Genomic DNA, 14,970 nt, shown 5'->3' with positions numbered 1-14,970 from the left:
CATGCAACAACAAACCGTTATTCTGGAACTTACGGTGCGCAACCATCCGGGTGTGATGTCCCATATCTGTGGCCTGTTTGCCCGCCGCGCCTTCAACGTCGAAGGCATACTCTGTCTGCCGCTACCCGACGGCGATCAGAGCCGCATCTGGCTTGAAGTAGCCGACGACCAGCGCCTTGAGCAGATGATAAGCCAGGTTGATAAGCTGGAAGACGTGGTGCAAATCAGGCGTGACGCTGATGGCCAGCAGGTCTTCAGCAAGCTGACGGCGCTGGTGCAGTAACACTCTAATGGCGGAGGCGCAGTCCTCCGCCAGCACGTAATTTGCGAGCGATCTCCGGTTTATTTTGCTGCCAGTTGTACGCCATTCATTTTCTTCAGAAAGCCTTCTCAGAATTTAATCTCTCCTTATAAAACATCGTGAAAGATATGCATGAATGCGCTAATTTCCGTGTGTCCTTTGCTGGCGTCAGTTGGTTTTAGTCAGTGTTTGGCCTATGCTTTGGCATAGGTCAGTATCTGGTCAGGAGGGGATATGGAGCGTGTTGCAAAGCTTTTTAAAAACGGTAGAAACCAGGCAGTGAGGTTACCGGTGGAATTCGAATTTGATACGGATCGGGTGTATATCCGACGGGACAAGGAGGGCAACGTGATTCTTTCAAAAAGACCTGCAAAACCAGACAACTGGGAAAATGTGATCTCGCTTATCAAAAAAGCCCAGGTACCTGATAACTTCCTCGACGCGCAGGAGCGTAATCAGCCGCCTGCTGACAGAGATCCTTTTGCCGGAATCAAATGATGATCTATATGCTGGATACCAATACGGTTAGCTACTTTTTGCGGCAGCATCCTCAGGTGATGGCCTGAATTTCTGCTGTTCTACCATCGCGCATCGCGATCTCAAGTATTACTGAAGCAGAGCTGCTGTACGGCGTGGAAAAAAGGCAGAATAAGAAACTCAAAGCCGCTGTGATGGGGTTTCTGGATGCGGTAACAGTTTACCAATGGGGTAGCGTAACGGCTGAAACGTACGGTAAGTTAAGGGCACGCCTGGAAAAAAAAGGCATCGTCTTAGGCTCGCTTGATATGCTCATCGCTGCGCATGCCGTCTGTGAGAAAACAATCCTTGTGACCAGCGATCGCGCGTTCGGAAATATTACAGGCTTAAGCGTTGAGGACTGGGCAATTTAGTTTGTAATCTACTATTGGCCGGATATTACAGCCCCGGAAGGAATGCTCCGAGTTCCCGGGCAAGCCCGCGCTTAGCTCCTATACTTGATGTCTATGTCAATCAAACAGGAGCGAAAGCATGACCATTCATAAGAAAGGGCAGGCCCACTGGGAAGGTGATATTAAGCGCGGGAAAGGCACGGTTTCTACCGAGAGCGGTGTGCTAAAACAGCAACCTTATGGTTTCAACACTCGCTTTGAAGGTGCCGCGGGCACCAATCCGGAAGAGCTGATCGGTGCTGCTCACGCGGCCTGTTTCTCAATGGCTCTGTCGTTGATGCTGGGTGAGGAAGGTCATACGGCGGAAAGCATTGATACGACAGCCGACGTCTCGCTGGACAAAACGGACGGCGGATTTGCCATCACTAAAATCGCCCTGACCAGCAACGTCAAAGTGCCCGGCGTGGACAGCGCGGCATTTGATAAAATCATCCAGAAAGCGAAAGCCGGCTGCCCGGTATCCCAGCTGATCAAAGCTGAAATTACGCTGGATTATAAGCTTAACTAACTCTCTCCCCATTGCCTCCTGAGTTTTCAGGGGGCTATACGTCTTGATTTTCTCTCTTCCTAATCTCGTTGTTTAATATGGTTTTTTTGCTGCTATTTCTCTGTTATGGAAAGCACGCCGCAAAACGTCAACTTCCTTTTAGATTGTCTTTCCTGACCCCCCGTTAGCTGAATTAGCATATTGGCGGAATAACCGTTCTGGTTGCAAAATAGGTATTGACACCTGTTGCTTAAAAGCTACAATTTGAGGGTTCAGGGATCAAAAGACTTCGCTATTTCAAAACGCTCCGTGGCAAAGAGCCGTTTAAAGAGTGGCTAAGGGTACTGAAAGATCCGGTTGCAAAGACGAAAATTGTTATGCGTCTTGACCGCCTCAGTTTTGGTAACCCTGGCGATCATGCGCCCTGTGGCAGTGGGGTATGGGAATTAAGAGTCGATCAGGGGCCGGGCTACCGTATCTACTATGCCTTAGAAGGCCGGGAGATCTTTCTGATCTTACTCGGCGGCGATAAAAGAAAGCAGCAGGCGGATATCAATCAGGCGGTTGCCTGGTGGGAACAGCACCAGAAAGGAAGAGAGTATGACCTTTAGCGATCATGACCAGTTTGTCATCGAGATGCTTCGTGACGACCACAATTTTGCCGTTGAGTATCTGAAAGAGGCGCTGGCGGAGCTTGATAAAGAAGATGGCGAAGCGCTGTTTCTACTGGCACTTCGTCGTTTAGTCGAAGCGCGCGGTGGGATTTCAAAAATTGCCCGGGCAGCCAATCTGAACCGGGAAACGCTCTATCGCACGCTATCTGAACGCGGCAATCCGACCATCAGCACCACCAAAAAAATTTTTCACGCCGCAGGCATCCACTTCTCTGAACTGACGGGGCATGTTTAATCCTTTGTGTTGTCAGTAACCCGCCTTGCGGCGGGCCAGGAGTAAGTATTCAGCAACCCTAAAACCCAACCGCCATAGAGGACTGCGGGGAAAGAATCTCCTTCAGGCCTTCGCGCACCAGCAGCTCGGGGCTGATATCCGCGATGGTTTTTGCCCCCGTCAGCGTCATCGCCACCTTCATCTCTTTCTCAATCAGGTTCAGCAGATTGGTGACGCCCGCCTGGCCGTGGGTTGCCAGCGCGTAAAGATAAGCGCGGCCCAGCAGCACGGTATCTGCGCCCAGCGCAATCATGCGCACCACGTCCAGCCCGTTGCGGATGCCGCTGTCGGCCAGAATAGCAATGTCACCTTTCACCGCGTCGGCAATGGCGGGCAGGGCGCGGCAGGATGAAAGCACGCCGTCCAGCTGGCGGCCGCCGTGGTTCGACACCACGATGCCATCGGCACCAAAGCGCACCGCGTCTTTTGCATCTTCCGGGTCGAGAATACCCTTGATGATCATCGGGCCGTCCCAGAACTCGCGGATCCACTCCAGGTCGCTCCACGAAATAGACGGGTCAAAGTTGTTTGCCAGCCAGCCGATATAATCTTCCAGCCCGGTAGGTTTCCCCAGATAGGTGGAGATATTGCCAAGATCGTGCGGACGACCGTTCACCCCTACGTCCCACGCCCACTGCGGATGCGTCACCGCCTGCCAGTAGCGGCGCAGCGCCGCATGCTGTCCGCTCATGCCCGAGTGCGCATCCCGGTAACGCGCGCCGGGCGTTGGCATATCGACGGTAAAGACCAGCGTTGAGCAGCCGGCCGCTTTGGCCCGCTCCAGCGCGTTGCGCATAAACCCACGATCTTTCAGAACGTAAAGCTGGAACCACATTGGACGGTCAATCGCCGGGGCCACCTCTTCTATCGGGCAGACGGAAACGGTGGAAAGCGTAAAGGGAATGCCTTTCGCCGCGGCGGCCTTTGCCGCCTGCACCTCACCGCGTCGGGCGTACATGCCGCACAGCCCAACCGGGGCCAGCGCCACGGGCATGGAAAGCGTTTCGTTAAACAGCTTTGTTTCCAGACTCAGCGCCGACATGTTTTTCAGCACCCGCTGCTTTAGCGCCACCTCTGCAAGATCTTCTACGTTGCGGCGTAGGGTATGTTCGGCATAGGCCCCTCCGTCGATATAGTGGAACAGGAACGGTGGCAGGATGCGTTTAGCTGCAGCGCGGTAGTCGGAGGAGGCTGAAATAATCATGAGTTCTTTTCCCTTGTAGCGTCGGTATCTTCATCCGGCAGGCGGGTAATGCGCGTCTGCCGGGCTTCGTCTTCGTGCAGGGTTTTGATCGTGCGGTGCACAAAACCAAGGTGCGTCCTGGCGGCCAGGCGTGCGCGCTCGGGATCGCCTGCCAGAATCGCCTGCAACAGTTCGTTATGTTGTTCTGTCAGCCCGGCAAAAATAGCCGGGACGGTATACATGCGCTGGCGGCTGTGCATCACGGAGGATTGCAGCAGGTCGAAGAAACCACGCATCGTCTGGAGCAGAACAATGTTGTGAGAAGCTTCGGCAATGGCGAGATGAAAACGCACGTCGGCCTGGGCGGCCAGGTCCGGATCGTCGCTTTCTTTAAAGGCTACCGTCGCGTCGAAGCAGGCAATCAGCTTCTCTTTGTCGGCGGGCGTCGCGCGAATAGCGGCATACCAGGCGGTACTGGATTCTATCGAGTGACGGGCTTCTAAAATGTCATAACGATAGTCAGGATCGTCCTCTATCAACGTTTTCAGCGGCTGGACAATGCGCTGCTCTGACCAGGGCTGTACCTCGTAACGCACAAAAGTGCCGCCGCCCCGGCGGCTTATCAAAATACCTTCGCTGATAAGCTTCTGGATTGCCTCACGAACCGAAGAACGGGAAGCGCCCATCTCTGCGGCGAGCTGGCGTTCAGCGGGCAATCTCATTCCTGCTTCGAGATTACGCTCGCTAATTAGCGCCTTAACGCGCTCGGCAAGCCGGTCGGCCAGGCGAGGCTGTATTGCCTTCATGGGGTTGCCCATTCGTTTTATTGGTAGGACCAATAGTGATAAATCCGGTTATGAATAGCTTATGGTTAACTCAATGTTAATCATTAGCAACGGCATTGTTGTTGTTTTTGCCGTTAGCCACAGGCCGATCACATTTTTGAAGAGATTGGTAGGACCAATGGGCGTAGGGTGGATAAGCGAAGCGTCATCCACCGGAGGGAACGGCAGATGACGTAGATGAGTTTTCGGCCTAAGCGGTTTGCGCCCTAAGGGACTTCCGCCGCCAGCGGCAGATATCCACTGCCATAAACAGCAGCAGGCTAACGCCCATCACCGGCAGTGCGTAACCCAGCAGTATGGCGATGAGCAGCACGGCGATACGCCAGGCTCTGGGCAATACGAGCCACGCCTGGCTAACCGTTTGAGCGGGGTTACTCGCCGGGGCGACCGGGCGGCGCAGCCACCACATCCGGTAGCCCAGAATAATCATGGCGCATAGCCCAAGGCCGAAGGCGGCCAGCAGGAGCTGGTTCGGCAGCCCGAACAGCACGCCCATATGGGCGTCGATGCCCCAGCGGGTCAGTTTGGCAACGAGCGGGAAATCAGCAAAATGGACGGTATCGATGATGCTGTAGTCCAGCGGATTGACCGCCACGCTATCCACGTGAGTCGGCCAGGATCTGTCTATTTCCGTTACCGTCCAGGCTTTATCAGCCGCGCGCGGCGGGCGGATCTCCAGCTTGTCGGAGGTCAGGCCCGCCATGCGCCCCGCATGCAGTACGCGATCCCAGCTTTCGTCCGCGGTTGTGGGCATTGTCATGCCGGGCATCATGCCATGGTGTTCCGCATGGGGATCGCTGTGCTGCATACCGGCATGAGGTTTAAGCGAGGTGTTAACCTGCGGCGTCAGCCAGCCCAGCTCGCTGCGCAGCCTGTCGATATTGCCGCCCGCCCACTGCGACCAGGTTAGCCCGGTCGCTGAGAAAAACAGCAGCCCGAGCAATAGCGCCGCGCCCAAAGCAATGTGCCAGCGCCGGGCTTTAGCCTTCGGGGTATCCCGCACTTTTACCTTTCTTTTCGGACGAGAGGTCAGCCAGAGCGCTATTCCGCCAAGCGCCGCCAGCCAAAGCCAGGATGCGGCCAGCTCGCTGTACAGCCTGCCCGCATCGCCCAGAAGTAAGCCACGATGAAACCGATCGATCCAGGTCCGCAGCGGCAGCACGCCGCTGGTGCCGTAAACCGTCATATCGCCCGTAACGGCTAAGGTGGAAGGGGAGATAAAAATGGCGCGGGATTCCGACTCGCCCAGCGTCGGGTCGCTAAACTGAACGCGGGTAGTCTCGCCAGGTCCCGGAGCAGGACGAACCGCATAAAGCTGAGCATCTTCGCCGATATATTGCCGCGCAGCGTTAATTTGCCGGGAAAGAGGCTGGTTCTGGCCGCTATCGTGCGTGCGTAAAGCGTCATGATAAAGCGCGTTTTCAATCTGCGGCGTCAGCACATACAGGGTGCCGGTAAGCGCCGCGACGAAGATAAACGGGCCGACAAACAGGCCGATATAGAAGTGCAGGCGACGCAAAAGCGTCAGCAGCGCGCCGCGCGGGGCGAGCTGAGGTTGGGAAACAGACATAGTTATCCTGTGGCATAGCCATAACGTTAAAGGAAAGGTGATTTAACGATGCGGTGCAGCAGGAGGGGCGCGGGGAAGGGCTTCGGCGTCAGCATGCTGGGGCAGAAGAGGGGCGATAACGGGAGGAGGTGGCGCTCGGGTGACCCGCGAGGCCTGCCAGAGCAGAGGGATAAACAGCCAGACAATCAGCGGCACGTGCAGCAGGAGCTGACAGTAGCCGCAGGCGATATCATCCATCAGCGAGGCGCCCACGTCGGGAAGCAGATGGGACGTTGCTGGCATCTCCATCATCATATGATGTTCCATTCCCTGATGTTTCGTTCCCGCACGCTGATGCTCCAGTGATTTTGAAATCACCGGGGCGATAAACAGCATCAGCATCGCCAGCAGGGCGAAGGCCGAGGGCCATTTACAGCGGGAAAAAGAGAACAGAGAAGGCAACCGGGCTACTCGCGCAGAGATATTTGTTGCCGGATTGTACCCGGGGGTGGGTGTTTTGTTAAAACTTTTGACGTTAAAGCAGCCGCTTTTGACGATACGGGCTTGGCCAAGAGTGAGCAGGGCTATGAGGCTGCAGCAGTCAACCCGCCGCAGCGGGTCGCAAAACTGCCGCAGGCCATTATTTTGTGTAATGGTCGTCGGTAACCTGCTCCATCCACTCCACCGGACTACCGTCGAGCGATTCGGCGATGGCGATGTGGGTCATGGCGGTGTCCGGCGTTGCGCCGTGCCAGTGCTTGACGCCCTCCGGGATCCAGACGATATCGCCCTGGTTAATTTCGCGGGTCGGGCAACCCCACTCTTTCAGCCATCCTCTTCCCTGGGTCACGATTAACGTTTGTCCCAGTGGGTGAGTGTGCCAGGCCGTGCGTGCGCCGGGTTCAAAGGTGACTGTAGCACCGCCGGTGCGGGCAGGGGGAGTGGTGTGGAAAGGAGCATCGATGCGGACTTTACCGGTGAAATAGTTTTCCGGGCCGGTCTGAGAAGGCTGCGAGCCAGCGTGGATAATTTTGAGTTTCTCGTCCATTTTTTCCTCCATTTCGGCATTTACTGCCGGGATTAACAGGGGTAACACAGCGGCAGAAGCGACGTGCGTTAAGTCTGAAGTATAGGAAACAAGTTCCGGCGTTGAATGAACAAAGACTTTACCGACATTCCGCCGCCGCGATTAGACCGTTAAAAGCGAAAGGAGCTATGAGCTGAGATCATAAATGGCGGTATACTTATCCAGGCCGCTAACCCCACAGAGAACCCGCATGTTAAAAGAGAACTTCAACGATCTGATCTCCTTTCTGATGGTCGCCCACGAGCGCAGCTTCACCAGGGCGGCCGCTAAGCTTGGCGTCTCGCAGTCGGCGTTAAGCCACGCCATACGCGGGCTGGAGGAGCGCCTTGAGCTGCGTCTGTTGACCCGCACAACGCGCAGCGTCGCGCCAACCGAAGCCGGTGAAAAGCTGGTAGAAAGCCTCGGTCCCCGTTTTGCGGAGATTGAAAGCGAGCTGGTCGCTCTGAGCGAAATGCGTGCACGCCCGGCGGGGAATATCCGCATCACGGCGGGTGAGCACGCGGTGGATTCCGTGCTCTGGCCGGTGCTGAAATCTTTTTTAACTGACTACGACGATATCAAAGTGGAGATCACCGTTGATAACACGCTGACGGATATCGTCAGCGAGCGGTTTGACGCCGGGATCCGCCTCGGGGAGCAGGTGGCCAAAGATATGATAGCGGTGCGTATCGGCCCGGACTTCAGCATGGCCGTCGTCGGCGCACCGGCCTATTTCGAAAAATATGGCATACCGCAAACGCCGCAGGATCTGCAAAACCATAGCTGTATCAATATGCGCCTGCCGACCATGGGCGGCCTGTACGCATGGGAGTTTGAACGCGATGGGCGTGAACTGAGAGTGCGGGTTGACGGGCAGCTTACGTTTAACAGCCTGCGCCAGCGCGTGGATGCCGCCGTGACAGGGTTTGGCCTGGCCTATGTCCCGGATGATTCCGTCAGCGAAGAGCTGGCGGATGGCCGCCTGATCCGGGTCCTCACTGAATGGTGCGAACCGTTCCCGGGCTACTACCTGTATTACCCAAGCCGGAAGCAGCACACTACCGCGTTTGCGCTGTTCGTTGAGGCGTTGAGGTTTAAACGATAGCGATTCTTATATATTCTGGCGGAGAATAAATACTTTCCGCCAGAATTAGCGACCCAGGGTTACTCAGTGCAGCTGTTGGCCGCGAGCAAAGCGCGGAGCGCGCAGATCTTCCGCCATATAATCGGTCAGATCATATAATAATCCTGTCAGTTTTTTATTTGTCTGCTGTGGCAAAGCGGCGTTTAACAAAACTTCGGCTAATGCCAGGCAGTACTGACGCAGTAATTCCGACTGCTGGTGAAAATGTGTATTAATTCTTTCTACAGGTTCATCGCTGGTCAGCTGTGCAATTCGCGATGCCGAAAGCGGCTGGGTAAAGGCATTTTCCAGCGAGCTTAAACAGATATTCAGGCATTTGCATGCGGCCCGGTATTCCGTCGGGTTCTGACTTTCCAGCATAACGCCTGTCAGTAATTCACAGCTTTCCATAATATCGAAACAGTCGAGATCGGTCTGGTGAAGATCGTTTTGGGTAGTCATATTATTGCCTTGTTTGAGAATGAATAATGCTACACCGGAAACGCCAATTTCACGGGTGGTAGCTCAGGCAGAGTTGGCGTACCGTCTCAAACAATCCGGCGAACCCTTATGGGTTCCTCTGCCCGAGCCACCATTATTCATCTCAGGCAAGGGAGTCTATCCTATCAAGCCATGAGTGGTCAGGCAAAGCAGTGATCTTCTGGAAACGAGATATGGACCAGAGTCACGGTTTGAGTTACAGGACGCCAATCCTGACACCTGATTTTGCAGGTGCATGAGCATCATAAAACCTTTTATTACTCACCGACAATTCACGCTTTGAAGATCAGGAAAGCGGCTCGCAGAATATTTTTCAATGTTGCAAAAATTGCATAATCGCAGGACCCTTTTGAAAACCCTTTTTTTAAGCGCATTCATAATGCATTGTTTTTGATGTTTTTTTTGTAAAGAGGCGAAAAAAGGGATTGGGGAGGGATAAGCGATTTTAGTGCTTCTCATCAATACCTTATCACGCTATCTTTCCTGTTCACTGCCGTACAGGCAGCTTAGAAAAATCAGGGAATATCCGCCGCGTGACGTGCGGGGTTCACTGCCGTACAGGCAGCTTAGAAAAAAAGAAGCCACTGGTTAATAGCCGGTGGCTTGTTCATTGCCGTACAGGCAGCTTAGAAATTAACCTTGTCAGGCCACTTCACCTTTTGCAGGTTCACTGCCGTACAGGCAGCTTAGAAATGACGACCCTAATCAGCAACAGTAGCCCACATGTTCACTGCCGTACAGGCAGCTTAGAAATGAGCGCATGAGCGGCACGCAGGCTGCTTCCAGTTCACTGCCGTACAGGCAGCTTAGAAAGCTGCCGGCACCGTAGAGGGGAATGATTAAGAGTTCACTGCCGTACAGGCAGCTTAGAAAAGATGGAACGCAAGTACGCACATCGCAAGCTAGTTCACTGCCGTACAGGCAGCTTAGAAACGGACGCCCGGTGCGGTCTGAATTAATGAGAAGTTCACTGCCGTACAGGCAGCTTAGAAAAATAAGCAGGTTGGACAATCCAGACACCACAAGTTCACTGCCGTACAGGCAGCTTAGAAATCTCGGGGCTTGTGCAGGAGCATCACGCAGGAGTTCACTGCCGTACAGGCAGCTTAGAAATCACCGTGAAAACAGGTGTGAAAGTCGCTTCCGTTCACTGCCGTACAGGCAGCTTAGAAACCGGTGAGTTTGTTGTGGCTAAAAATGGCGAAGGTTCACTGCCGTACAGGCAGCTTAGAAACGATAATCTTCTCGCTCCGCCAAGAATGGAAAGTTCACTGCCGTACAGGCAGCTTAGAAAGAACGCTCGCTTTTGGGAGTTCCTGACACACAGTTCACTGCCGTACAGGCAGCTTAGAAAATTAAACTGTGGCCATTCTTTCGACGCCCACTGTTCACTGCCGTACAGGCAGCTTAGAAAATTTCCATGCCTGGGACCATGTATCAACTAATGTTCACTGCCGTACAGGCAGCTTAGAAAAGGTTGTTAGCCTGTGGCGGCAGCTGTTCAAAGTTCACTGCCGCACAGGCAGCCAAAAACATCAGTAACCCTCTCGATAAGCGGAGCGGCACATTCCCTTAGATCTGTATCGCACCTTGATATTTTTTCCTGAACACCTTTTTTATTGACCTGAGGTAAAAGAGTGGAATTTTTTAATTGTAATTGCATTCGTTAAGTTATTAAGTGGTGGTTCATAAAAATCCGCCGCTCGCGAATGCTGTTATTGCTTGCGGAAATAACTGACAGGGATAGTTAAATTATGCTCGCACCGTCAGACCTCAAAACAATTTTGCACTCAAAAAGAGCAAATATTTACTATTTGCAATATTGTCGGGTGCTGGTTAACGGGGGGCGAGTTGAATATGTCACCGAAGAAGGGAAGGAATCGCTTTACTGGAATATTCCCATCGCGAATACCACCGTGGTTATGTTGGGTACAGGTACCTCAGTAACTCAGGCTGCAATGCGTGAGTTCGCTCGTGCGGGTGTTCTGGTCGGTTTCTGCGGCGGTGGGGGCACACCATTATATGCCGGGAATGAAGTGGATATTGCTGTTTCCTGGCTAAATCCACAAAGTGAATATCGCCCGACACAATATCTGCAGAATTGGGTCTCTTTTTGGTTTGATGAAGAAAAACGTCTGGCTGCCGCAAAGCAATTTCAAATTATTCGTATCGCACAAATTGAAGGAAGCTGGCTTAATAGCCGCATGAAGCGTGAGAGCAGATTTCAAATTAATGCTGTGCATCTTTTAGAAACGCTGAATCGATTTCGCAAAGGCGTCTCTTCTGCGGCTTCACAAAATGAACTGATGCTTCAGGAAGCGCAGTTAACCAAAACGCTTTATAAACTTGCCGGTAATGCCGTTCAGTATGGCGATTTTACTCGTGCCAAACGAGGTGGCGGAACGGACTGTGCAAACCGTTTTTTAGATCACGGTAATTATCTGGCTTATGGCCTGGCTGCGGTTGCCACCTGGGTGACGGGGATCCCTCAGGGACTGGCGGTGCTGCATGGTAAAACGAGGCGGGGCGGCCTGGTATTCGATCTGGCAGACCTGATCAAGGATGCGCTGGTGCTGCCTCAGGCGTTTATTGCCGCCATGGAGGGGGAAGATGAACAAACTTTCCGTCAGCGATGCATTACCGGTTTTCAACAGTCGGAAGCACTCGATCTCTTAATTACCTCCCTCCAGACCACGGCGGAAACCATCGGACGGCCCGGCGGATGAACATTTTACTGATCTCCCAGTGCAGTAAAAAAGCCAGGCTGCAAAGCTGCCAGATACTCGATCAGTTTGCTGAACGTACGGGTGATGCTGCCTGGCAAACCGTCATCACGCTGGAAGGCCTGGACACGTTGCGCAGGCTGCTCAGAAAAACAGCGCGGCGCAATACGGCAGTAGCGTGCCACTGGATCAAAAAAAGCGGCCAAACGGATTTACTGTGGATTGTGGGCAACGCACGGCGGTTCAGCGTTACGGGGGCCGTGCCAACAAACCGAACCACCCGCGACATCCTGCGTAATCAGCATGAATCAAGCTGGCGTAGCTCAGAAAGTATTGCGCTGCTGGCGGCGATTGCCGGGCTGTTTCACGATTTTGGCAAAGCAGGCGGGCTGTTCCAGGCGGGACTAAAGGGCAAAAGTAAAATGCGCTTTCAGCCCTTTCGCCATGAATGGATCTCCGTGCGCTGGTTTCAGGCATTTGTTGGCTCACAAACTGACGCGCAGTGGTTAGCCCGGCTCGGGACGCTGTCGGCCGAAGATGAACAGACCATCAGTCTTGCAATGAAGAAAGACTCAGCGACCTGGAGCAGCAGCCCCTTCGAGACTTTGCCGCCGCTGGCAAAGGTTGTTGCCTGGCTCATCGTCTCCCATCACCGGCTGCCACAATATAATGGCGATAATCCTCCATCGCTCTCGCCTGATAGTCAGTGGTTAACCTGCCAGCTCAACGCGTACTGGAACTCTCTTAACCATCTGCACGACGCCTGGCAGGCCGGGGATTTTCAGAGCGTCTGGTCATTTCCGCACGGCACACCTTTGCGCAGCCATACCTGGCGCGGCAAAGCTCAGCAGATAGCAAAGCGGGCATTGCGGGCGACGTCATTGCAGGAGTTTGGTTCGCTGGAGAATAGTTTTACCGCGCACCTGGCAAGGCTGTCGCTGATGCTTGCCGATCATCATTACTCAGCCCAGAGCCCAACGACTGCATGGCAGGATGAGGCTTATCGCGCCTGGGCGAACACCGATCGTCAGACAAAGCGGCTGAAGCAGAAGCTGGACGAACACAACGTTGGCGTCAGCCACCACGCTTTATTGCTGGGGCGAATGCTCCCTGCGTTGCGGGACCATTTGCCGGCCATCACCCGGCATAAAGGGTTTCGACAGCGTGCGGAAAAGGGGCGTTTTAGCTGGCAGAACCGGGCATGGGATGTGGCAGAAAGCATGCGGGATGAATCCCGTAAGCAGGGCTTTTTTGGCATTAATATGGCGTCGACGGGCTGCGGTAAAACATTTGCCAACGCCCGTATTATGTATGCACTGTCGCAGGAGGAGAAGGGCTGTCGTTTTACAGTCGCGCTGGGACTGCGCACCCTTACGCTGCAAACGGGCGAAGCTTTGCGCTCCCGGCTTGGGCTGGGGGAGGACGATCTCGCGGTGTTGATTGGTTCATCCGCGGTCCGCGAGCTGTATGAGGACGGACCTGATGAAAGCAGCAGGTCGGCGGAGAGCCTGTTTGAACAGCACCAGTACGTTCATTATGACGGCGTGGCGAACCATGGGCCTTTGCGGCACCTTTTTGAAAGCGACGGTAAATTAAGCAACCTCATCAATGCACCAGTCCTGGTCGCGACGATTGATTATCTGATGCCTGCAAGCGAGGGCGTACGTGGCGGGAAACAGATTGCCCCCATGTTGCGTCTGCTGACCAGCGATCTCGTGCTGGATGAGCCGGACGATTTTGACATTGCTGACCAGCACGCGCTTTGCCGTCTGGTGAACTGGGCGGGCATGTTAGGGGGCAGGGTCCTGCTTTCTTCCGCCACGCTTCCTCCCGCTCTTGTGCTGGCGCTTTTTACGGCTTACTGCGCCGGACGTCAGGCCTGGCAGCAGGCATGCAGCGAACCGGGAGCGCAGCTGAATGTATGCTGCGGCTGGTTCGATGAAGATGAATCTGTTAGCGGCCAGTACGGTAAAACTACAGAATTTCTCAAGGCCCATACGGAATTTGCCGAGCGCCGTGCAAAGCGGCTGGCGGAGAAAACAGTCCTGCGCCGTGCGGACCTGGTCGATGTAAACCCTTCCTCCGCGCGTCCAGATGACGTCATTACCGCCCTTGCAGATACTCTGCATGATGCAGTACTTCGGCTGCATGCGTCTCATCATCAGCAAAATGAAAACGGTAAAACCGTCTCGCTGGGCCTGGTAAGGATGGCGAATATCAATCCGCTGGTAGCGACAGCGCAGGCATTAATGCAAATGCCGTCTCCGCAAGATTATTGTATTCACTACTGCGTTTACCACAGCCAGCACCCTCTGACGGTGCGCTCCCATATTGAAAAACGTCTTGATAGTGCGTTTACCCGGCATCACGAGGACCAGCTCTGGCAGCTGCCGGAAATACGCCATGCCGTTGAGCAAAGTGCGGCTCAGCATCATATCTTTGTCGTGCTGGGCACCTCGGTCATTGAAGTGGGGCGGGACTGGGACGCGGACTGGGGCATCGTTGAACCGAGTTCAATGCGTTCGATCATCCAGTTTGCCGGGCGTATTCAGCGTCACCGGCAGCGCCCGCCGCAGCAGGACAACCTGATCATTTTAGGGCGCAACGTCCGGGCCCTGAAGCAACAAAAGCCCGCCTACTGTAAGCCGGGCTTTGAAACCGCAGCGTTCACCTTAAGCAGCCATGATCTTCGTGATTTGCTGCCGCAGGAGCAGTACCGCTTTATTAACGCCATCCCCCGCATCCTCAACCAGCCGCCAAAGTCTGCAATCGGGAAGTTTGACAGCCTTATTGCCCTTGAGCATGGGCGAATGTGGGATGCGCTGTTGGGAAAAAGTGACAAAGATCCGGTGGCGGCGCACTGGTGGAGGCTGCCGATTAACTGGAGTGGCGAACTGCAAAGACGTACGCCGTTTCGCCGTTCACAGCAGGAAGCCCAGTATTTTCTGCGGATGGAGGAAGAGTTTGATGAGCCAGCATTTATGGTGCGCGATGAAGGTTTCACCGGCTGGAAAGATCCCGGCATTTTTAAGCGTCAGCAGCTGACGATGGCCGAAGGAGTGGAGGCATGGACAGAAACGGATTATGCAACGGTGCTGATGGATCTGGCAGAGGCGCGCGAGTTAACGCTGGCACAGGTCAGTGAAAGGTACGGCGAAATGAATTTACGGCTGGATAAACACGACGGTGAGCCCTGGCTGTGGCACCCGGTACTGGGTGTGTTTCGCGCCCTCTAATGAGGGCGCGAACTGCCTGTTCGGCAGTTAACAACAACACTACAACTCTATATTTCTAAGCTGCCTGTACGGCAGTGAT

At 54.3% G+C, this 14,970-nt stretch carries 14 protein-coding genes, 1 pseudogene and 1 CRISPR repeat array; of the genes and pseudogenes, 9 read left to right on the top strand and 6 right to left on the bottom strand.

Annotation, left to right across the window (positions count from 1 at the left end; genetic code table 11):
- The first annotated feature begins 1 nt into the window (after position 1).
- The 6 genes from ilvN to HYQ67_RS19955 all read left to right on the top strand — a co-directional run bounded on the left by ilvN (position 2) and on the right by HYQ67_RS19955 (position 2,626).
- Positions 2-283, top strand: a complete 282-nt coding sequence (ilvN, locus tag HYQ67_RS19980) for an acetolactate synthase small subunit (protein ID WP_202306755.1) — start codon at positions 2-4, stop codon at positions 281-283.
- 252 nt (positions 284-535) lie between these two features.
- Positions 536-799, top strand: coding sequence for an antitoxin (locus HYQ67_RS19975; protein WP_202306753.1), 264 nt, complete (start codon positions 536-538; stop codon positions 797-799).
- 68 nt (positions 800-867) lie between these two features.
- Complete coding sequence (locus tag HYQ67_RS19970) at positions 868-1,191, top strand: type II toxin-antitoxin system VapC family toxin (RefSeq protein ID WP_348519222.1); 324 nt, start codon at positions 868-870, stop codon at positions 1,189-1,191.
- Positions 1,192-1,309: 118 nt separating this feature from the next.
- Positions 1,310-1,738: an OsmC family protein gene (locus HYQ67_RS19965; RefSeq protein WP_202306743.1), complete on the top strand. Its 429-nt coding sequence runs from the start codon at positions 1,310-1,312 to the stop codon at positions 1,736-1,738.
- Positions 1,739-1,995: 257 nt separating this feature from the next.
- Entirely contained in the window at positions 1,996-2,328 is a 333-nt protein-coding gene (locus HYQ67_RS19960; RefSeq protein WP_202306818.1) for a type II toxin-antitoxin system RelE/ParE family toxin, read from the top strand.
- Positions 2,318-2,626, top strand: coding sequence for a helix-turn-helix domain-containing transcriptional regulator (locus HYQ67_RS19955; protein WP_202306741.1), 309 nt, complete (start codon positions 2,318-2,320; stop codon positions 2,624-2,626). Before HYQ67_RS19960 ends, HYQ67_RS19955 begins: the two co-directional genes overlap by 11 nt.
- Positions 2,627-2,684: 58 nt before the next feature.
- On the opposite strand, the gene lldD is transcribed toward HYQ67_RS19955, so the two are convergent.
- From lldD to HYQ67_RS19930, 5 genes and pseudogenes are all read right to left on the bottom strand, one after another.
- A complete protein-coding gene (lldD, locus tag HYQ67_RS19950) occupies positions 2,685-3,869 on the bottom strand; it encodes an FMN-dependent L-lactate dehydrogenase LldD (RefSeq protein ID WP_202306739.1) in 1,185 nt (394 codons plus the stop codon).
- Positions 3,866-4,654: a transcriptional regulator LldR gene (lldR, locus tag HYQ67_RS19945; RefSeq protein ID WP_202306736.1), complete on the bottom strand. Its 789-nt coding sequence runs from the start codon at positions 4,652-4,654 to the stop codon at positions 3,866-3,868. The genes lldD and lldR overlap by 4 nt, the downstream gene beginning before the upstream one ends.
- Positions 4,655-4,895: 241 nt before the next feature.
- A pseudogene (locus HYQ67_RS19940) lies at positions 4,896-6,263 on the bottom strand (PepSY-associated TM helix domain-containing protein); the annotation flags it as partial.
- A gap of 42 nt (positions 6,264-6,305) precedes the next feature.
- On the bottom strand, positions 6,306-6,704 hold the full coding sequence (locus HYQ67_RS19935; protein WP_237391351.1) for a DUF2946 domain-containing protein: 399 nt from the start codon (positions 6,702-6,704) through the stop codon (positions 6,306-6,308).
- Between the two features lie 178 nt (positions 6,705-6,882).
- Complete coding sequence (locus HYQ67_RS19930) at positions 6,883-7,290, bottom strand: (R)-mandelonitrile lyase (protein ID WP_237391350.1); 408 nt, start codon at positions 7,288-7,290, stop codon at positions 6,883-6,885.
- 229 nt (positions 7,291-7,519) lie between these two features.
- Between HYQ67_RS19930 and HYQ67_RS19925 the strand changes: the two genes are divergently transcribed.
- Positions 7,520-8,413, top strand: coding sequence for a LysR family transcriptional regulator (locus HYQ67_RS19925; RefSeq protein ID WP_202306730.1), 894 nt, complete (start codon positions 7,520-7,522; stop codon positions 8,411-8,413).
- A 63-nt stretch (positions 8,414-8,476) separates the two neighbouring features.
- Here the strand turns inward: HYQ67_RS19925 and HYQ67_RS19920 are convergent, their stop codons facing one another.
- Positions 8,477-8,893 (bottom strand): hypothetical protein, encoded by a 417-nt coding sequence (locus HYQ67_RS19920; RefSeq protein WP_202306728.1) that lies wholly within the window; start codon positions 8,891-8,893, stop codon positions 8,477-8,479.
- Between the two features lie 523 nt (positions 8,894-9,416).
- Positions 9,417-10,466: direct repeats of the CRISPR family, unit length 29 nt; unit sequence AGTTCACTGCCGTACAGGCAGCTTAGAAA.
- A gap of 220 nt (positions 10,467-10,686) precedes the next feature.
- Here HYQ67_RS19920 and cas1f point away from each other — a divergent pair.
- Together cas1f and cas3f are read left to right on the top strand one after the other, a co-directional pair.
- Positions 10,687-11,658, top strand: a complete 972-nt coding sequence (gene cas1f / locus HYQ67_RS19915) for a type I-F CRISPR-associated endonuclease Cas1f (RefSeq protein WP_202306726.1) — start codon at positions 10,687-10,689, stop codon at positions 11,656-11,658.
- Positions 11,655-14,891 carry a type I-F CRISPR-associated helicase Cas3f gene (gene cas3f, locus HYQ67_RS19910; RefSeq protein ID WP_202306724.1) on the top strand — a complete coding sequence of 1,079 codons (3,237 nt, stop codon included), beginning with the start codon at positions 11,655-11,657 and terminating at the stop codon, positions 14,889-14,891. Before cas1f ends, cas3f begins: the two co-directional genes overlap by 4 nt.
- Positions 14,892-14,970 lie beyond the last annotated feature (79 nt).

Origin of the sequence: Dryocola clanedunensis subsp. sulfonylureivorans, assembly GCF_016756775.1 — a bacterium.
Taxonomy (GTDB): domain Bacteria; phylum Pseudomonadota; class Gammaproteobacteria; order Enterobacterales; family Enterobacteriaceae; genus Dryocola; species Dryocola clanedunensis.
Note: the sequence above shows the minus strand (reverse complement) of the source record. Positions and strands in the feature narration are given on the sequence as shown.